An 18,340-nucleotide genomic window follows, 5' to 3' on the forward strand; every position below is an offset into this window, starting at 1 on the left:
AGAGTTGCCCGCGTGGTATCGTCGGCAGGGTCAGATGTGTCTAAGGGACACGGGTGGGCTCGGGGGCCGGTACGGTCGGCTACGACTGCTCGGGGTTCACCCAGTTCTCCTACGCCGGGGTCGGGGTGCTGATCCCCAAGTACTCCGGAGACCAGTACGACACCGGCCGCAAGGTGCCGGTCTCGCAGGCCAAGCGCGGCGATCTGCTGTTCTGGGGCCCGGGCGGCAGCCAGCACGTCGCCATGTACCTGGGCAACGGGCAGATGCTGGAGGCCTCCGGCAGCGCGGGCAGGGTCACCGTGAGCCCGGTCCGCACCGCCGGCCTGCAGCCCTACGCGGCGCGCATCATCGAGAGCTGAGTGCGGCCGGGCGCCGCCGCCCGGCCGGGCGCCACGCGGTGGCGGCGGTCGGCGGGTTTCTCCGGCTCTGCGTTAGATTCGGGTCGGTCGCATGACCGCCGATGCCGTCGCGGACTGTCTTGGTGGACCGCGCCGGTGGACCGCGCCGGCGGACTCGCGGCCGCGAACCCAGGGGCAGGCACGTCGACGGATTTCGAAGTGCCTGGAATAGTTGATGCGGGCGGTCTCGGCTGCGGTTACGGCCAAGGCCCGAACCGGCCCGTTTTACGGACGCAAGTTGTGGAGGATTGTCGATGACGTCACCAGGTGGGTCGCCCAACTACACGTCGGGAGCCGCGCCCGGCGCACACGCGGCCCCGCCGTCCTCGGGGGCGCCCGCCTCTGCGGGCCCGCAGGGTGGCCCGCCGGCCGGCGGCCCCAATGGCCTCTCCGCCGAGGTACACACGCTCGAGCGGGCGATCTTCGAGGTCAAGCGGATCATCGTCGGTCAGGACCAGCTCGTCGAACGCATCCTGGTAGGGCTGCTCGCCAAGGGGCACGTCCTGCTCGAGGGTGTGCCCGGCGTCGCCAAGACCCTGGCGGTGGAGACCTTCGCGCGCGTCGTCGGCGGCACCTTCGCCCGGATCCAGTTCACCCCGGACCTGGTGCCCACCGACATCATCGGCACCCGCATCTACCGTCAGGGCCGCGAAGAGTTCGACATCGAGCTCGGCCCGGTCGTGGTGAACTTCCTGCTCGCCGACGAGATCAACCGCGCCCCCGCCAAGGTGCAGTCGGCCCTGCTGGAGGTCATGGCCGAACGCAAGATCTCCATCGGTGGCAAGACCTACCCGCTGCCCAAGCCGTTCCTGGTGATGGCCACCCAGAACCCGATCGAGAACGAGGGCGTCTACCCGCTGCCCGAAGCGCAGCGGGACCGCTTCCTGTTCAAGATCAACGTCGACTACCCCTCTCCGGAGGAGGAGCGCGAGATCATCTATCGGATGGGTATCACCCCGCCGGAGCCCAAGCAGATCCTCAACCCCGGCGACCTGATGCGCCTGCAGGACCTGGCGGCCAACAACTTCGTCCACCACGCTCTGGTCGACTACGTGGTGCGGGTCATCACCGCCACGCGCCAGCCCGAACAGTTCGGGATGTCCGACGTGAAGGCCTGGGTGGCGTTCGGCGCCTCACCGCGCGCCTCGCTGGGCATCATCGCAGCCTCGAGGGCGCTGGCCCTGGTCCGCGGCCGCGACTACGTGATTCCCCAGGACATCATCGAGGTCATCCCGGACGTGCTGCGTCACCGGCTGGTGCTCACCTACGACGCGCTGGCCGACGACATCTCCCCGGACACGGTGATCAACCGGGTGCTGCAGACCGTGGCGCTGCCGCAGGTCAACGCCGTTCCCCAGCAAGGTCATTCGGTGCCCCCGGTGGTGCCTGCCGCGGCGGCAGCGGCCGGCGGTCGGTGAGCGAGCCGGACACCGTCCATCCGCCGTCGTTCGAGCGCGGCGAGATCGGCGACCCCAAACTCTCGGCGGCACTGCGCACCCTGGAGCTGACCGTCAAACGCAAGCTCGACGGCGTGCTGCACGGCGACCACCTGGGCCTGATTCCCGGACCGGGCTCGGAGCCGGGGGATTCGCGCGTCTACCAACCGGGCGACGACGTGCGCCGGATGGACTGGTCGGTGACCGCGCGGACGCTGACTCCTCACGTGCGGCAGATGATCGCCGACCGCGAGCTGGAGACCTGGCTGGTGGTCGACATGTCGGCCAGCCTGGACTTCGGGACCACCGGCTGTGAGAAGCGCGACCTGGTCGTGGCGGCCGCGGCGGCCATCACCTACCTCAACAGCGGCGGCGGCAACCGGCTGGGCGCGGTGATCGCCAACGGCGACCGGATGATCCGCGTCCCCGCGCTGTCCGGCCGCCAGCACCAGCAGTCGCTGTTGCGGACCATCGCCACCACCCCGCGGGCCCCGATGGGTGTGCGCGGCGACCTGGCCGCCGCGATCGACGCGCTGCGCCGGCCCGAACGCCGCCGCGGCATGGCCGTGGTGATCAGCGACTTCCTCGGGCCCATCACCTGGATGCGGCCGCTGCGGGCGATCGCCGCGCGCCACGAGGTGCTCGGCATCGAGGTGCTCGACCCCCGTGACATCGAACTGCCCGAGGTCGGCGACGTGATCCTGCAGGACACCGAGACCGGTGTGACCCGCGAGTTCACCATCGACGAGCAGCTGCGCGGCGACTTCGAGCAGGCCGCCGCCGCCCACCGTGCCGAGGTGGCCCGCACGCTGCGGCGCTGCGGCGCCCCGCTGCTGACCCTGCGCACCGACCGGGACTGGATCGCCGACATCGTGCGCTTCGTGGCCTCTCGCCGGCGCGGAGCCCTGGCCGGGCTGTAGTGACGCCCACGTGACTCGTAGAACAGTGACCGACCCCAGGACCGACCCCAGTGACCGACCCCGGTGACCGGCGCCGTCGACCGTGGCGCCGCGCCCGCCACGGGGCGGGGGGATCCGATGACAACACGGCCATCGAGAACACGGCCATCGAGAACACGGCCATCGAGAACACGGCCATCGACAACACGGAAATGACTCACCTGCCATGACCCTGCCTCTGCTCGGACCGATGTCGCTCTCGGGCTTCGAACACCCCTGGTTCTTCCTGTTCTTCCTGGTGATCCTGGGGCTGATCGGGCTCTACATCGTCGTCCAGATGGCCCGCGAGCAGCGGGTGCTGCGGTTTGCCAACATGGACCTGCTGGAGAGCGTCGCGCCCAAGCGTCCGACCCGGTGGCGTCACCTGCCCGCGATCCTGATGGTGGTCGCGATGGTGCTGTTCACCATCGCGATGGCCGGACCCACCCACGACGTGCGGATCCCGCGCAATCGCGCCGTGGTCATGCTGGTCATCGACGTCTCGCAGTCCATGCGCGCCACCGACGTACCGCCCAGCCGCCTCGCCGCGGCCCAGGACGCCGCCAAGCAGTTCGCCGACGAGCTGACACCGGGCATCAACCTCGGGCTGATCGCCTACGCCGGCACGGCGACCGTGCTGGTGTCGCCGACGACCAACCGCGAGGCGACCAAACAGGCGATCGACAAGCTGCAACTGGCCGACCGCACCGCCACCGGAGAGGGCATCTTCACCGCGCTGCAGGCCATCGCGACCGTCGGCGCGGTGATCGGTGGCGGCGACGAGCCGCCGCCGGCGCGTATCGTCCTGCTCTCCGACGGTAAGGAGACGGTGCCGTCGAACCCGGACAACCCCAAGGGTGCGTTCACCGCCGCCCGGACCGCCAAGGACCAGGGTGTGCCCATCTCGACGATCTCCTTCGGCACGCCCTACGGGTACGTCGAGATCAACGACCAGCGCCAGCCGGTGCCGGTGGACGACGAGATGCTCGCCAAGATCGCCGATCTCTCCGGCGGCAACGCCTATACGGCCTCCAGCCTGGAGCAGCTGCGGGAGGTCTACTCCACCCTCCAGCAGCAGATCGGCTACGAAACCATCAAGGGCGACGCGAGTGTCGGCTGGCTCCGGTTGGGTGCGCTGGCGCTGGCGCTGGCGGCGCTGGCGGCTCTGGTCATCAACCGCCGCCTGCCCGGATAGCCCGGGCAGGCCCGGACCCGGTGCCGTCCCGCGGGTGCACCGCGGGCGGCCGAAACCCGGCGCCCACCGTCCGCGACGCGCGGACAGGGCGATTTCGGTCCGCTCACGCCGAGACGATAGGTTGACGGTCATGACCGAGACCGCCGAGACCGCACACGCCGAGGCGACCGCCGAGCCCGGCGGCGCCAAACCCGCGTTCGTCTCCCGATCTGTGCTGGTGACGGGCGGCAACCGGGGTATCGGGTTGGCGATTGCGCGACGCCTGGCCGCCGACGGCCACCGGGTCGCGGTCACGCACCGCGGCTCCGGCGCCCCCGAGGGTCTCTTCGGCGTGCAATGTGACGTCACCGACAACGAGGCCGTCGACCGGGCCTTCACCGAGGTCGAGGAGCACCAGGGCCCGGTCGAGGTCCTGGTCTCCAACGCCGGCATCTCCGCGGACGCGTTCCTGATGCGGATGACCGAGGAGAGGTTCCAGAAGGTCATCGACGCCAACCTCACCGGCGCGTTCCGGGTGACCCAGCGCGCCTCGCGCAGCATGCAGCGCAAGCGGTTCGGCCGAATCATCTACGTGGGCTCGGTGTCCGGCATGTGGGGCATCGGCAACCAGACCAACTACGCGGCCTCCAAGGCCGGTCTGATCGGCATGGCCCGCTCCATCTCCCGTGAACTGTCCAAGGCCAACGTCACCGCGAACGTGGTGGCCCCGGGCTACATCGACACCGAGATGACCCGCGCGCTCGACGAGCGGATCCAGGCGGGCGCGCTGGACTTCATCCCGGCCAAGCGGGTCGGCACCGCCGAGGAGGTCGCCGGGGTGGTGAGCTTCCTGGCATCCGAGGACGCCAGCTACATCGCCGGCGCGGTGATCCCCGTCGACGGCGGCATGGGCATGGGCCACTGACCGAGGGCCTCGGCGCATGAAAAGGCTCGTCGAAATCTTTCCTACACATCCCCCGGAGAAGGAGTCGCACTAATGGCAGGGTTTCTCGAAGGCAAGCGGATCCTGGTCACGGGGATCATCACCGACTCGTCGATCGCGTTCTACATCGCCAAGGTCGCCCAGGAGGCCGGTGCGCAGCTGGTCCTGACCGGGTTCGACCGGATGAAGTTGATCCGGCGCATCGCCGACCGCCTGCCCGAACCGGCGCCGTTGCTCGAGCTCGACGTGCAGAACGGCGAGCACCTCGACACGCTCGCGGACCGGATCTCCGCCGAGATCGGTCCGGGCAACAAGCTCGACGGCGTGGTGCATTCGATCGGCTTCATGCCGCAGACCGGTATGGGCGTCAACCCGTTCTTCGAGGCCCCCTACGAGGATGTCGCCAAGGGCATCCACATCTCGGCATACTCCTACGCCTCGCTGGCCAAGGCGGTGCTGCCGATCATGAATCCCGGTGGCGGCATCGTCGGAATGGACTTCGACCCCACGCGTGCGATGCCGGCCTACAACTGGATGACGGTGGCCAAGAGCGCGCTGGAATCGGTCAACCGGTTCGTCGCGCGCGAAGCGGGCAAGGTCGGCGTGCGGTCGAATCTCGTTGCGGCCGGGCCGATCCGCACCCTGGCGATGAGCGCCATCGTCGGCGGCGCCCTGGGCGACGAGGCCGGCGCTCAGATGAAACTCCTCGAAGAGGGCTGGGACCAGCGGGCACCCCTGGGCTGGAACATGAAAGACCCCACGCCGGTCGCCAAGACCGTGTGCGCCCTGATGTCCGACTGGCTCCCCGCCACCACCGGCACGGTGATCTACGCCGACGGCGGCGCCAGCACCCAGCTGCTCTAGGAACCGGGCCCGCTATGGACCCGGCAGGGATCACCGGCAGGGACGTTGACGCCATTCTGGTGTTGTCCTTCGGCGGTCCCGAAGGCCCCGAGCAGGTGCGCCCCTTCCTGGAGAACGTCACCCGGGGCCGCAACGTGCCACCGGAACGCCTCGACGACGTGGCCGAGCACTACCACCATTTCGGCGGGGTCTCACCGATCAACGGGATCAACCGAGCCCTGATCGACCAGATCCGGGCGCTGCAGGCCGACCGCGGCCGTCACCTCCCGGTGTACTTCGGGAACCGCAACTGGGATCCCTACGTCGAGGACACCCTGGCCACGATGGCCGAGGATGGCATCGCCCGTGCGGCCGTGTTCGCCACCTCCGCCTGGGGTGGCTACAGCGGATGCGCGCAGTACCAGGAGGACATCACCAGGGCCCGCGCCGCCGTCGCCCGGCGCACCGGGGCCACCGGGGTCGAGGTCCCCGAGCTGGTGAAACTGCGTCAGTACTTCGATCATCCGCTGTTGATCGCCATGTTCGCCGACGCGATCGCCGACGCCGCCGCGACCCTGCCGGCGGACCTGCGCGATCGTGCCCGGCTGGTGTTCACCGCCCACTCGATCCCGCTGCGTGCCGCGTCGCGGTGCGGCCCCGACCTCTACGCCCGGCAGGTGGGCTACACCTCGAAGCTGGTGGCCCGCGCGGCCGGCTATGAGGACTATGACCAGGTGTGGCAATCCCGGTCGGGCCCACCGCAGGTGCCCTGGCTGGAGCCCGATGTCTCCGACCATCTGGCCGCGCTGGCCGCCCGCGGCACCGAGGCGGTGATCGTGTGCCCGGTGGGCTTCGTCGCCGACCACATCGAGGTGGTGTGGGACCTCGACCACGAACTGCGCGAGCAGGCCGCGGCAGCCGGCATCGCGTTCGCGCGGGCCGCCGCGCCCAACGCCCAACCTCGGTTCGCCGAGCTGGTCCTCGACCTCGTCGACGAGTTGCGCGATGATCGCCCGCCCGCCAGAGTCGTTGGTCCCGAGCCCGTCCCGGCCTACGGGAGCAGCCTCAACGGTGCGTTCTGCACGCCCGCCTGCGAATCCGCCGGGCCGCCTAGGACCGCCAGGCCGACTGCAGAATCGCACTGACGGCGGCCAGCCGCGCCTCGCGTACCACCTGGCTCAGCGGCCGCAGCGCGTCGTTGGCCAGCTGTGCCGCCGACGAGGAGGCGATGCTGATCGGGGTTAGGCCCGCGCTGACGGTGATGATGGCGTCGACGTGCGCGGCGTTCTGCAGCACCCGAAGTGCCCGGGCCGGAGCGTGTTCCGGGGCGCGATGCTGGCCCGCCTGGTCGAGAACCTGGTCGATCAGCCCGCGCGGGTCCTCGACGTCGACGCCGGAGCCGCCCGCGCGCAGGGTGGTCAGCGCCTCGGCGGCGGCGCGCACCGCCGACCGCAGCTCGTACTCGGCCTCCCCGAGGTCCGGGTGCGCGGCCGTGGGAGCGGCCGGCAGCGAATAGACGGTCCAGGACAGGGCGCACAGCTGTGGCTCGTCGGCGCCGTCGGGCGCACTGAACTCCGGACCGGGGTCGATCTCCTCGATGTCGTCGTAGACGAAGTCGGGTACCAGCCCGACCGGGGTCCCACGCTGGGAGACGGCGATCACGGCCTCGCCGGCCGTCAGTGCCTCCTGGGCGAACGTCGAGCCCGCGGGCAGGCCGCGCACATCGCCGGGGACGGGCAGCGTCACCGACACCGACGGTTCGGTCCTGGCCGGGGCGCCGGCGGCCGTGCGCAGGGTCTGCAACAGCGCCACCGCGCCGGAGTCGGTGACGTCGGGCCACGGCAGGCCGGTGGCCAGTGCGGCCGCCGCATCGTAGGCGGTCACGGAATGTTTTGGTGCCCAGGCCGATAGCGCGTCGAGGACGTCGTCGGGCGCGGCCTGTCCGGCAAGCCAGGCGTTGGCCCACACGGCCAGCGAAACACTTGGGCACCACATGATGCGGCAGTGTAATAGCTCAACCTTGACCTGGCCCGGCGCGCGGAAGCGGCTCGCCGAACCGGGCGGCCATCTGTTGCACACGCGATATCCTGGGGGTATGCCTGCGGCCCTCATCTGGCTGATCGTCGCTCTGGGCTTTGCTGGCGCCGAGGCCCTGACCGGCGACATGTTCCTGCTCATGCTCGGTGGCGGTGCGCTGGCCGCCGCGGGCACCAGCGCGCTGGCCCCCTGGCCGATCTGGGCCGACGGCGTGGTGTTCCTGGTGGTCTCGGTGCTGTTGCTGGTGCTCGTGCGCCCGGCGTTGCGTCGCCGGATGATGTCGACCAAGGCCCTCGATACCGGGGTGGAGGCGCTGCAGGGCAAATCGGCGCTGGTGCTCGACAAGATCACCCGGCACCAGGGGCAGGTGAAGCTCGACGGCGAGGTGTGGACCGCGCGGCCGTTCAACGAACAGGATGTCTACGAGCCCGGCGACCACGTCACCGTCATGCACATCGACGGTGCGACCGCGGTGGTCTGGCGAAGCGAATAGGGAGGGCTGAAGACATGGATGGTGCAGTGGCAGGCCTGGTTCTGCTGGCCGTGCTGGTGGTCTTCGCGATCATCATCGTGGCCAAGTCGGTGGCGCTGATCCCGCAGGCGGAGGCGGCGGTGATCGAGCGGCTCGGGCGGTACAGCCGGACGGTCAGCGGTCAGCTGACCCTGCTGGTTCCGTTCATCGACCGCATCCGGGCGCGGGTCGACCTCCGGGAGCGGGTGGTCTCCTTCCCGCCGCAGCCGGTGATCACCGAGGACAACCTGACGCTGTCGATCGACACCGTCGTCTACTTCCAGGTGACCAACCCGCAGGCCGCGGTCTACTCGATCAGCAACTACATCGTCGGCGTCGAACAGCTCACCACCACGACGCTGCGCAACGTCGTCGGCGGGATGACCCTGGAGCAGACGCTGACCTCCCGGGACCAGATCAACGCCGCCCTGCGGGGAGTTCTCGACGAGGCCACCAACAAGTGGGGTCTGCGGGTGGCCCGCGTCGAACTGCGCAGCATCGACCCGCCGCCGTCGATCCAGGACTCCATGGAACGGCAGATGAAGGCCGACCGTGAGAAGCGCGCGATGATCCTGACCGCGGAGGGCCACCGCGAGGCGGCGATCAAGCAGGCCGAGGGTCAGAAACAGTCCCAGATCCTGGCCGCCGAGGGGTCCAAGCAGGCCGCGATCCTGGCCGCCGAGGCCGACCGGCAGTCCCGGATGCTGCGTGCCCAGGGTGAACGCGCCGCGGCCTACCTTCAGGCCCAGGGGCAGGCCAAGGCGATCGAGAAGACGTTCGCGGCGATCAAGGCAGGCCGTCCCACCCCCGAGATGCTGGCCTACCAGTACCTGCAGACCCTGCCCGAGATGGCCAAGGGCGAGGCGAACAAGGTCTGGCTGGTGCCCAGCGATTTCGGCTCGGCGCTACAGGGCTTCACGAAGATGCTCGGGGCGCCGGGCGAAGACGGGGTGTTCCGATTCGAGCCGTCACCGGTGGACGAGGACCTCACCAAGCCCGAGGACGACTCCGAAGAGGTCAAGGACTGGTTCAACACCCGGACCGATCCGGCGATCGCCGAGGCGGTGGCCAAGGCGGAGGCGCAGGCGCGCGACACCTCGACCACCGATGCGGTGGGCCCGCCGTCGCTGCCGCGGTCCGTCCAGGCCAGCCTGTCGCAGGATCCGGGGCTGACGGGCCCGCCGCCGGGTGGCGCGCCGGGTGGCGTGCACCGGGCGCCCTGACCCAGCGGCACGGCACAAGCCAGCCGGGGGAGATGGAGGACGACATGTCGATCGACGCGCTCACGTCGCCGCGGACCTACGACCTGCTGGCGGCCTTCCAGGCCGGGGACGCGGTGATCTGCGCCATCCCGCTGCCCCAGGTCACCGAGGCGCTCGACGCGGTCGGGCTGCCCGAGCGGTATCGGCCGGTGCTGCCGGTGGTCAAGGCCGCCGCGGCGCTCGGACTGCTCAGCGTGCGGTGGTTTCCCGGGCTGGCGCGGCTGACGACCCTGATGCTGACGGTCTACTTCGTGCTTGCCGCCGGCTCGCATGTGCGCGCCCGGGACTGGAGCCCGGGGCTGGTTGCCTCCACGGGGTTTCTGGCCCTGTTCGCCACGCTGACCGCGCGCGGACCGGCGGTGCAGTGAGGGCCGGACCGGCCCGTCAACTCACCGCCTCCGGCGAGGCCGGCGTCTCGGTCTCGGGATTGGTCTCGGCCTCGGAATCGGTCCCGGAATCGGTCTCGGAATCGGAATCGGAATCGGTGGACCGTCCCGCGGCGTCGCCCCGTGTGGTCCGCCGGTGCTTGCGCACCTCGTAGACGAGGCCGGCCACGCCGACCGATGCGGTGGTCAGCGAGACCAGGAACAGCGCCGGGCTGATATTTCCGGTCAGCGCGTCCCCGAGGACGACGACCGCGGCGGTTCCCGGGATCAAACCGACGAAGGTGGCCAGGGCGTAGGGCAGCATGCGCACCGCCGAGGCCCCGGCCGCGTAGTTGAGCACCGAGAAGGGAACCGCCGGGATCAGCCGCAGAGACACCACGGCCGGCCATCCCCGCCGCCCCAGCTGGGTGTCCAGCGCCTCGATCCGCGGGTGGCTGACCAACCGATTGAGTTGCCAGCCGAAGGCGCGCACCAGCACGACGGCCAGGATCGCGCTGATGGTGCTGGCCGCCACGGCGAGTACCACCCCGAGGGCCGGGCCGAAGAGCAGTCCGGCGGCGAGCGTGAACGCGGTGCGGGGGAAGGGGAAGATCGTGACCAGGATGTGGGTGGCCAGGAACGCCAGGGGAAACCAGGGACCCACGGAGGTGGCCCAGTCGCGCAGCTGCAGGGCCGTGGGCAGCGGAACGAGCAGCGCCACTGCGACGAGAATCACAACGGCGAACCCGGTGAGCACGATCCGGCGCCGGGGCACCTGACGCGCGGTGGCCAGGATTGCCGCTCGGGTCTTCTGTACCCCGCGTGTCAACCTGCTCACCGTCCTGGCCACGGAAAACAAGCCTACGGCCTGGCGCGGCACATCTCGGTGTCCGTGCCGCGTTTCCGGGCCGGCCGGCGCCGACGGGCGGGTCCTCGCCGGTGATGGGCATCATCTAGCCTGTTGGACACGTGGCAGACCACATGCCCTACTGGTCCGCGGTCGGCCGCCCTGCGCGATAACAGGAGCTCCCAGTGTCCTCAGAGGCCTCAGTTGTACCCGACGAGCCGGCCGATCTGGCCGACGGCCGTACACGGTGGCGCCAGGCCGTCGCCGCGGTACTGACCAAGGGCGGTCGGCGCGATCCCGGCGATCTGCCCGAGGAGCCCGAGCGCCTCCTGGACACCCCCACCTACGAAGAGTTCGCGGTGCGCCCGCTGTACACCGCGCTGGATGCGCGGCCGGAACCGGCGTTGCCCGGGCACTGGCCGTTCGTCCGCGGCGGTGCCCTCGGCGGCGCCGGTCGCGACGTGCTCTCCGGATGGAAGGTGCTCGAAGCGTTCCCGGCTCCCGGCACGGGAGTCACCGACGGCAACGCGGCGGTACTGGCCGCGCTGTCCGACGGCGTGAGCGGACTGGTACTGAAGGCCGGCGACGGCGCGGTGGCGCCCGGTCAGCTGGACCGGCTGCTGGAAGGTGTGCTGCTGGACCTGGTCCCCGTCGTCCTCGAGGTGTCCGGCGGAGCCGATGAGTTCACCGCCGCGGTCGAGGCGATCCTGGCCCTGCTCGGCGGGCTGGGGCCGGACCAGCGCGCCGCGCTCTCGGTGGACCTGGGTGCCGACCCGCTGACGGCCGCGCTGGCGGACCGGCGGACCCCGTCGGTGGCCGAGGCGGTGTCCGTCGCGTCGCGCCTGCTCGACTACGGCGGCGGCGTGCGTACGTTCACCGTTGACGGTCCCACCCTGCATGACCGCGGGGCGAGCGCCTCCTGGGAGCTCGCCGGTGTCGTGGCGGCCGGGGTCGAGTACGTGCGGGCGCTGACCGCTGCCGGGGTGGCGACGGAGGCGGCGCTGCGCCAGATCAGTTTCCGGCTGGCCGCCGACGACGACCAGTTCCGCACGCTCGCGAAGGTCCGTGCCGTACGGCAGCTGTGGGCGCGGGTCGCCGAGGTCGCCGGCGCGCCCGATGCCGGTGCCACGACGGTGCACGCCGTCAGCTCGCTGGCCATGATGACCCAACGGGATCCATGGGTGAACATGCTGCGGTGCACTCTGGCGGCGTTCGGGGCCGGCGTGGGCGGCGCCGACACCATGCTGGTCCACCCGTTCGACGTCGCCATTCCCGGCGGGGCTCCCGGGGTGAGCGCCGGTTTCGCGCGGCGCATCGCGCGCAACACCCAACTGCTGCTTCTCGAGGAGTCGCACCTGGGCCGGGTGTTCGATCCCGCGGGCGGATCCTGGTTCGTCGAGGACCTCACCGAGCAGCTGGCCGAGCAGGCGTGGAAGCACTTCCAGGGCATCGAATCCCGCGGCGGCTTCGCCGAGGCGGCCGATTACGTCACCACCCGGATCGCCGAGATCGACGCCCGCAGAAGCGAGGACATCGCACACCGGCGCACCGCCGTCACCGGGGTCAACGAGTTCCCCGATCTGACCGAGAAACCGCTGCCGGACACCGCTGCGGCGCCGGGCGTGCACCGCTATGCGGCGGCGTTCGAGGCGCTGCGTGATCGCTCCGACGCCTATCTCGCGGCGCACGGCGAGCGGCCCAAGGTGCTGCTGCTGCCCCTCGGGCCGTTGGCGGAGAACAACATCCGATCGACGTTCGCGACCAATCTGCTGGCCTCCGGCGGGGTCGAGGCCGTCAACCCCGGCACCGTGGACGCGGGCTCGGTGGCTTCGGCGCTGGAGGCGGCGGGGTCGCCGGTGGCGGCGGTGATCTGCGGCACCGACGCCCGCTACGGTACCGAGGCGGCCGCCGTGGTCGAGGCCGCCCGCAAGGCGGGGGTCCGGCACGTCTACCTCGCCGGCCCCGAGAAGGCCCTCGGCGACGGCGAACCCCGGCCCGATGACTACCTCACGGCGAAAATCGATGCGGTCGAAGCGCTTTCGGCCATGCTCAGCAGATTGGGGGCCTGACTCATGACCGCCTCGACGTCCACGCTCGGCAGCTTCGCCGACGTACCCCTGCACGGGGAGAAGACCGCGGATCCGGTGACCGGTGATGGGGCCGCACGCGTGGTCAGCGCCGCGGCGCAGGCGCAGGGCTACACCGAGGACCAACTGGAGTGGGCCACCCCGGAGGGCATCGACGTCAAGCCGGTCTACGTCGCCGCCGACCGCGACGAGGCGGCCGACGACGGATACCCGCTGAACAGCTTCCCCGGCGAGCCGCCGTTCATCCGCGGGCCGTACCCCACGATGTACGTCAACCAGCCGTGGACCATCCGCCAGTACGCCGGGTTCTCCACGGCAGCCGAGTCCAACGCGTTCTACCGCCGGAACCTGGCCGCGGGTCAGAAGGGTCTGTCGGTGGCGTTCGACCTGGCCACCCACCGTGGGTACGACTCCGACCATCCCCGCGTCGCCGGCGACGTCGGCATGGCGGGCGTGGCCATCGACTCCATCCTCGACATGCGCCAGCTCTTCGACGGCATCGACCTGTCGGCGGTGAGCGTGTCGATGACCATGAACGGCGCGGTGCTGCCGATCCTGGCGCTCTACGTCGTCGCCGCCGAGGAACAGGGGGTACCGCCGGAGAAGCTGGCCGGGACCATCCAGAATGACATCCTCAAGGAGTTCATGGTCCGCAACACCTACATCTACCCGCCGAAGCCCTCCATGCGGATCATCTCCGACATCTTCGGCTACACCAGCGCCAAGATGCCCAAGTTCAACTCGATCTCCATCTCGGGCTATCACATCCAGGAGGCCGGCGCGACGGCCGACCTGGAGCTGGCGTACACGTTGGCCGACGGCGTGGAGTACATCAAGGCCGGGCTCGACGCCGGCCTGGACATCGACAAGTTCGCCCCCCGGCTGTCGTTCTTCTGGGGAATCGGGATGAACTTCTTCATGGAGGTCGCCAAACTGCGTGCGGGCCGGCTGCTGTGGAGCGAACTGGTGGCCGGATTCGGCGCCAAGAACCCGAAATCGCTGTCGCTGCGCACGCATTCGCAGACCTCCGGCTGGTCGCTGACCGCGCAGGACGTGTACAACAACGTCGCCCGCACCTGCATCGAGGCGATGGCCGCGACCCAGGGGCACACCCAGTCGCTGCACACCAACGCCCTGGACGAGGCGTTGGCGCTGCCCACCGACTTCTCGGCGCGCATCGCCCGCAACACCCAGCTGCTGCTGCAGCAGGAATCCGGCACCACCCGCCCGATCGACCCGTGGGGCGGTTCGTACTACGTGGAGTGGCTGACCCACCGGCTGGCGCAGCGCGCCCGCGCGCACCTGGCCGAGGTTGCCGAGAACGGCGGGATGGCCCAGGCCATCGACAACGGGATTCCGAAGCTGCGAATCGAGGAGGCCGCCGCCCGTACCCAGGCGCGCATCGACTCCGGGCAGCAACCGGTGATCGGGGTCAACAAGTACCAGGTCGACGAGGATCAGGAGATCGAGGTCCTCAAGGTCGAGAACAGCCGGGTGCGCGCCGAGCAGCTCGCCAAGCTGGAGAAGCTGCGCGCCGAGCGCGACGAGGCGGCCACCCAGGCGGCCTTGGCCGAACTGACCAGGGCCGCCGGCGCAACCGGTCTGGCCGGTCCCGACGGCCTGGGCAACAACCTGCTGGCGCTGGCCATCGACGCCGCCCGCGCCAGCGCGACCGTGGGCGAGATCTCCGACGCGCTGGAGAAGGTCTACGGACGTCACCAGGCCGAGATCCGCACCATCTCCGGCGTCTACCGCGACGAGGTGGGCAGGGGGCGCAACGTGGCGAACGTCTCGGCGGCAACGGAATTGGTGGAGCGCTTCGCCGAGGCGGACGGACGCCGGCCGCGCATCCTGGTCGCCAAGATGGGGCAGGACGGCCACGACCGCGGCCAGAAGGTGATCGCCACCGCATTCGCCGACATCGGGTTCGACGTCGATGTGGGCTCGCTGTTCTCCACACCGGAGGAGGTCGCGCGCCAGGCCGCCGACAACGACGTGCACGTCGTGGGCGTGTCGTCACTGGCCGCCGGACACCTGACGCTGGTGCCCGCGCTGCGCGATGCACTGGCCGAGGTCGGCCGCCCGGACATCATGGTGGTCGTCGGCGGGGTGATCCCGCCCGGTGACTTCGACGAGCTCTATGCCGCCGGTGCCACGGCGATCTTCCCCCCGGGGACGGTGATCGCCGACGCCGCGGTCGGCCTGCTGCACAAGCTGGGCGACCGGTTGGGCTATGACCTGAGTTGACGGCGACCTGAGTTGATGGCGGTACCCCCCACGGCGTCTGCGACCGAGCTCGCCGACGCGATCCGTTCCGGCGACCGCTCGGCCCTGGCCCGGGCGATCACGCTGGTCGAGTCGACCCGCGCCGACCATCGCCGACGGGCCCAGGATCTGCTCCTGGAGCTGATGCCCGATGCCGGATCGGCGATGCACGTGGGCATCACCGGTGTGCCCGGGGTGGGCAAATCGACGGCCATCGAGGCACTGGGGATGCACCTGATCGAGCAGGGTCACCGGGTGGCGGTGGTCGCCGTCGACCCGTCCTCGACGCGCACCGGCGGTTCGATCCTGGGCGACAAGACCCGGATGTCGCGCCTGGCCGCCGATCCCGACGCCTACATCCGCCCCTCGCCGACCTCGGGCACCCTGGGCGGGGTGGCCAAGGCGACTCGGGAGACGATCGTCCTGCTGGAGGCCGCCGGCTACGACGTCATTCTCGTCGAGACGGTGGGGGTGGGGCAGTCCGAGGTGACGGTGGCCAACATGGTGGACACCTTCGTGTTCCTGACGCTGGCCCGCACCGGCGACCAGCTGCAGGGCATCAAGAAGGGGGTGCTGGAACTCGCCGACGTCGTGGTGGTCAACAAGGCCGACGGATCGCACGCGGTCGAGGCCCAGAAGGCCGCCCGCGAGCTCGGCGCCGCGATCCGGCTGCTCTATCCGCGTGAAACTCTTTGGCGCCCACCGGTGCTGACCATGAGCGCCCTGGAAGGCAACGGGCTCTCCGAGCTGTGGGACACGGTGCTCAGGCACCGGCAGGTCCTCACCGAGGCCGGCGAGTTCGAGGCGCGCAGGCGAACTCAGCAGGTGGACTGGATGTGGTCGATGGTGCGCGACACGGTGTTGGACAGGGTGCTGAGCAACGCCGAGGTCAAGAGCATCCGTGCCGGGGTCGAAGAGCAGGTTCGGGAGGGCGAGCTCACCCCGGCGCTGGCCGCTCAGCGCATCCTGGACGCGGCCGGCGGACAGGGCGGCTCCGACCCCGCCGTCTAACGGATCGGTAACACTGTGTGAGTTAGCTCACGCAACGTAGTAACTTTAGTTATGTGAGCAAAGCAACTGCCGGTGAGCGCGGCGCGGCGCTCCCGGCCGGGGTAGCCGGAGCGGCCGACCCCAACTTCGCGTGGGCGGTACGCAACTTCGCGGCGATGTTCCCGCACCGCCGGCTCGGCGGCGGCGCCCTGGCGGTGTATCTCGACGGGCAGCCCGTGGTCGACGTGTGGACCGGGTGGTCGGATCGCCGGGGCCGGGTGCGGTGGTCGGCGGACACCGGCGCGATGGTGTTCTCCGCGACCAAGGGGGTCGCCGCGACGGTGATCCACCGGTTGGCCGACCGCGGGCTCATCGACTACGACGCGCCGGTGGCCGAGTACTGGCGCGACTTCGGCGCCAACGGCAAGGCGCGGATCACGGTGCGCGAGATGATGCGGCACCGCGCCGGGCTCGCGCATCTGAACGGGGTCACCAAGGCCGAACTGCTCGATCACCTGGCGATGGAGGAGCGGATGGCCGCCGCCCCCGTATCGCGGCTGCTCGGCAAGCCGGCCTATCACGCGCTGACCTTCGGATGGCTGCTGTCCGGGCTGGCCCGATCGGTGACCGGCAAGGGGATGCGCACCCTGATCCGCGAGGAGGTGGCCGCCCCACTGGACACCGACGGCCTGCATCTGGGCCGGCCGCCCGGCTCGGCGCCGACGCGGGCGGCGCAGATCATCCATCCGCAGCTCAACCTCCCCAACCCGTTGTTCAACCTGCTGGCGCCGCGCGCCGCCCGCACCCCGCTGACCGCCGGGTTCGGTGCGCTGTACTTCCCGGGCATGAAGGCCGTCGTCCAGGGCAACGTCCCGCTGCTGGACTCCGAGATCCCGGCGGCCAACGGGGTCGCGACCGCGCGGGGTCTGGCGCGGATGTACGGGGCGTTGGCCAACGGCGGGGAGGTCGACGGTGTCCGCTTCCTGTCCCGCGAGCTGACCGCCGGTCTGGTCGGGCGGCGCAGCCTGATACCGGACCGTTCGGTGCTCATGCCGATGGCCTTCCACCTGGGCTATCACGCTCTGCCGCTGGGATCGATCCTGCCCGGGTTCGGCCACGTCGGCCTGGGCGGCTCGGTCGGCTGGGCCGACCCGGCGTCGGGGCTGTCGTTCGGCTTCGTGCACAACCGGTTGCTGACCCCGTTCGTGATGACCGACCAGGCCGGCTTCGTCGGGACCGCGGCCCTGGTCCGCCGGGGGGCGGCCGCCGCCCGCGCCCACGGGTACCGGCCCGTCGTCGAGTCCGGGGCGCGGTTCTACGAACCGCGGTCGGCGGCCGGATAGCCCTGCCCGGTAACCTGCCGGTCACGCGATATTCTGTGCGGCGTGTCCGAGACCGCTTCCGAGACCGCTTCCGAGACCGCTTCCGAGACCACCTCAGAGACCGCACCCAAGCTGTACATCTTCCCGCACGCCGGGGGAGCGCCCAGCTATTACGTCCCCTTCGCCAAGACGTTCACCACCGGCGTCAAGCGGGTGGCGGTGCAATACCCCGGTCGCAAAGGTTCGCACGACGTCGGAGCCTTCACCAGCATCGACGAGCTGGCCGATGGGGTGTTCGCGAAGCTCGAGCCGGTGACCGGCCCCGACGACAGGGTGGCACTGTTCGGCCACAGTATGGGCGGCATGGTGGCCTTCGAGGTGGCGCGGCGCTTCCAGGACGTGGGCAAGCCGGTGGTGGCTCTGTTCGTGTCGGCCGTGGCCGCCCCCGGGCGGGTCGGCTACGAGTACATCCCCGAGTCCGACCGTGGCCTGCTCGATGCGGTGTCCACCATGACCGGGGCCAATCCCGAGTTCCTGGAGAACGAGGAGTTCGCCGCAAAGATCCTGCCCACGTTGCGCGGTTTCAAGGCGATCAGCAGTTACGACTGCCCTCCGGAGGCCACCGTGAGCTGCCCGATCTTTGCGTTTTATGGCGACGACGACGAGGTCGCGACGACGGAGAAGGTGGCGCCGTGGGCCGACCGGACCACCGCGGAGTTCCGCATGCGGGAGTTTTCCGGCCACCACTTCTACGTCAATGATCACCTGCCCGAGCTGGTCTCCGAGATCGAGGGGCCGATCTGGGCCAGTTGCCGCGGGTGAGCCCGGGGCGGGGGCTGCGGGCGCGGCGGCAATTTGACTTTCAGCCGTGGAAGATGCTGGCATACCTGGTGGGCAAACGGGTATGCCAGAACCGATTTTT

Annotated in this window: 17 protein-coding genes and 1 pseudogene; 16 read left to right on the plus strand and 2 right to left on the minus strand. The window is 70.3% G+C overall.

The genetic code is table 11. The features are described 5' to 3' along the window. Positions 1 to 53: 53 nt before the first annotated feature. From CSR00_RS26050 to CSR00_RS26080, 8 genes and pseudogenes are all read left to right on the plus strand, one after another. Positions 54 to 359: pseudogene (locus tag CSR00_RS26050) on the plus strand (NlpC/P60 family protein); the annotation flags it as partial. 293 nt (positions 360 to 652) lie between these two features. Next, a complete protein-coding gene (moxR1, locus tag CSR00_RS26055; RefSeq protein WP_245906546.1) occupies positions 653 to 1,816 on the plus strand; it encodes a chaperone MoxR1 in 1,164 nt (387 codons plus the stop codon). Next, entirely contained in the window at positions 1,813 to 2,754 is a 942-nt protein-coding gene (locus CSR00_RS26060; RefSeq protein ID WP_099025300.1) for a DUF58 domain-containing protein, read from the plus strand. The genes moxR1 and CSR00_RS26060 overlap by 4 nt, the downstream gene beginning before the upstream one ends. A 50-nt stretch (positions 2,755 to 2,804) precedes the next feature. Continuing rightward, on the plus strand, positions 2,805 to 2,963 hold the full coding sequence (locus tag CSR00_RS30865) for a hypothetical protein (RefSeq protein WP_176562274.1): 159 nt from the start codon (positions 2,805 to 2,807) through the stop codon (positions 2,961 to 2,963). Continuing rightward, a complete protein-coding gene (locus CSR00_RS26065; protein ID WP_099025301.1) occupies positions 2,960 to 3,967 on the plus strand; it encodes a VWA domain-containing protein in 1,008 nt (335 codons plus the stop codon). Before CSR00_RS30865 ends, CSR00_RS26065 begins: the two co-directional genes overlap by 4 nt. A gap of 130 nt (positions 3,968 to 4,097) precedes the next feature. Further along, positions 4,098 to 4,871, plus strand: a complete 774-nt coding sequence (fabG1, locus tag CSR00_RS26070) for a 3-oxoacyl-ACP reductase FabG1 (protein ID WP_099025302.1) — start codon at positions 4,098 to 4,100, stop codon at positions 4,869 to 4,871. 72 nt (positions 4,872 to 4,943) lie between these two features. Beyond that, the gene (gene inhA / locus CSR00_RS26075; RefSeq protein WP_099025303.1) at positions 4,944 to 5,753 is read left to right on the plus strand and encodes an NADH-dependent enoyl-ACP reductase InhA; all 810 of its coding nucleotides are present in this window, start codon (positions 4,944 to 4,946) and stop codon (positions 5,751 to 5,753) included. Between the two features lie 14 nt (positions 5,754 to 5,767). Beyond that, positions 5,768 to 6,877, plus strand: coding sequence for a ferrochelatase (locus tag CSR00_RS26080; RefSeq protein WP_099025304.1), 1,110 nt, complete (start codon positions 5,768 to 5,770; stop codon positions 6,875 to 6,877). Here the strand turns inward: CSR00_RS26080 and CSR00_RS26085 are convergent. Continuing rightward, positions 6,843 to 7,727, minus strand: coding sequence for an Rv1486c family protein (locus CSR00_RS26085; protein ID WP_099025305.1), 885 nt, complete (start codon positions 7,725 to 7,727; stop codon positions 6,843 to 6,845). The genes CSR00_RS26080 and CSR00_RS26085 overlap by 35 nt on opposite strands. 100 nt (positions 7,728 to 7,827) lie before the next feature. On the opposite strand from CSR00_RS26085, the gene CSR00_RS26090 reads away from it, so the two are divergent. From CSR00_RS26090 to CSR00_RS26100, 3 genes are read left to right on the plus strand one after another with little or no spacing between them, the layout of a single operon-like run. After that, on the plus strand, positions 7,828 to 8,262 hold the full coding sequence (locus CSR00_RS26090) for an NfeD family protein (protein WP_099025306.1): 435 nt from the start codon (positions 7,828 to 7,830) through the stop codon (positions 8,260 to 8,262). A 14-nt stretch (positions 8,263 to 8,276) separates the two neighbouring features. After that, positions 8,277 to 9,503 carry an SPFH domain-containing protein gene (locus CSR00_RS26095; RefSeq protein ID WP_245906548.1) on the plus strand — a complete coding sequence of 409 codons (1,227 nt, stop codon included), beginning with the start codon at positions 8,277 to 8,279 and terminating at the stop codon, positions 9,501 to 9,503. Between the two features lie 50 nt (positions 9,504 to 9,553). After that, positions 9,554 to 9,910, plus strand: a complete 357-nt coding sequence (locus CSR00_RS26100; protein ID WP_099025312.1) for a DoxX family protein — start codon at positions 9,554 to 9,556, stop codon at positions 9,908 to 9,910. A 16-nt stretch (positions 9,911 to 9,926) separates the two neighbouring features. Here CSR00_RS26100 and CSR00_RS26105 read toward each other — a convergent pair whose 3' ends face one another. Then, positions 9,927 to 10,757, minus strand: coding sequence for a TVP38/TMEM64 family protein (locus CSR00_RS26105; RefSeq protein WP_245906550.1), 831 nt, complete (start codon positions 10,755 to 10,757; stop codon positions 9,927 to 9,929). A gap of 182 nt (positions 10,758 to 10,939) precedes the next feature. On the opposite strand from CSR00_RS26105, the gene mutA reads away from it, so the two are divergent. From mutA to CSR00_RS26130, 5 genes are read left to right on the plus strand one after another with little or no spacing between them, the layout of a single operon-like run. After that, complete coding sequence (gene mutA / locus CSR00_RS26110; RefSeq protein WP_099025307.1) at positions 10,940 to 12,823, plus strand: methylmalonyl-CoA mutase small subunit; 1,884 nt, start codon at positions 10,940 to 10,942, stop codon at positions 12,821 to 12,823. Between the two features lie 3 nt (positions 12,824 to 12,826). Continuing rightward, positions 12,827 to 15,088, plus strand: a complete 2,262-nt coding sequence (gene scpA, locus CSR00_RS26115; RefSeq protein ID WP_099025308.1) for a methylmalonyl-CoA mutase — start codon at positions 12,827 to 12,829, stop codon at positions 15,086 to 15,088. Positions 15,089 to 15,103: 15 nt separating this feature from the next. Then, positions 15,104 to 16,117: a methylmalonyl Co-A mutase-associated GTPase MeaB gene (gene meaB / locus CSR00_RS26120; RefSeq protein WP_099025309.1), complete on the plus strand. Its 1,014-nt coding sequence runs from the start codon at positions 15,104 to 15,106 to the stop codon at positions 16,115 to 16,117. Positions 16,118 to 16,170: 53 nt separating this feature from the next. Further along, positions 16,171 to 17,439, plus strand: a complete 1,269-nt coding sequence (lipL, locus tag CSR00_RS26125; protein ID WP_245906551.1) for an esterase/beta-lactamase LipL — start codon at positions 16,171 to 16,173, stop codon at positions 17,437 to 17,439. Positions 17,440 to 17,481: 42 nt separating this feature from the next. Continuing rightward, on the plus strand, positions 17,482 to 18,240 hold the full coding sequence (locus CSR00_RS26130; protein WP_099025311.1) for a thioesterase II family protein: 759 nt from the start codon (positions 17,482 to 17,484) through the stop codon (positions 18,238 to 18,240). Positions 18,241 to 18,340 lie beyond the last annotated feature (100 nt).

The sequence above is a fragment of the Mycolicibacterium palauense genome, from assembly GCF_002592005.1.
In the GTDB taxonomy this organism is placed as follows: Bacteria; Actinomycetota; Actinomycetes; order Mycobacteriales; family Mycobacteriaceae; genus Mycobacterium; species Mycobacterium palauense.

Bases quoted from the DNA above. Each gene is read 5' to 3' on its own strand.
- moxR1 (WP_245906546.1), top strand. From the start codon at position 653: ATGACGTCACCAGGTGGGTCGCCCAACTACACGTCGGGAGCCGCGCCC.
- CSR00_RS26080 (WP_099025304.1), top strand. From the start codon at position 5,768: ATGGACCCGGCAGGGATCACCGGCAGGGACGTTGACGCCATTCTGGTG.
- CSR00_RS26090 (WP_099025306.1), top strand. From the start codon at position 7,828: ATGCCTGCGGCCCTCATCTGGCTGATCGTCGCTCTGGGCTTTGCTGGC.
- scpA (WP_099025308.1), top strand. From the start codon at position 12,827: ATGACCGCCTCGACGTCCACGCTCGGCAGCTTCGCCGACGTACCCCTG.
- CSR00_RS26095 (WP_245906548.1), top strand. From the start codon at position 8,277: ATGGATGGTGCAGTGGCAGGCCTGGTTCTGCTGGCCGTGCTGGTGGTC.
- CSR00_RS26065 (WP_099025301.1), top strand. From the start codon at position 2,960: ATGACCCTGCCTCTGCTCGGACCGATGTCGCTCTCGGGCTTCGAACAC.
- CSR00_RS26085 (WP_099025305.1), bottom strand. From the start codon at position 7,727: ATGTGGTGCCCAAGTGTTTCGCTGGCCGTGTGGGCCAACGCCTGGCTT.
- fabG1 (WP_099025302.1), top strand. From the start codon at position 4,098: ATGACCGAGACCGCCGAGACCGCACACGCCGAGGCGACCGCCGAGCCC.
- meaB (WP_099025309.1), top strand. From the start codon at position 15,104: ATGGCGGTACCCCCCACGGCGTCTGCGACCGAGCTCGCCGACGCGATC.
- inhA (WP_099025303.1), top strand. From the start codon at position 4,944: ATGGCAGGGTTTCTCGAAGGCAAGCGGATCCTGGTCACGGGGATCATC.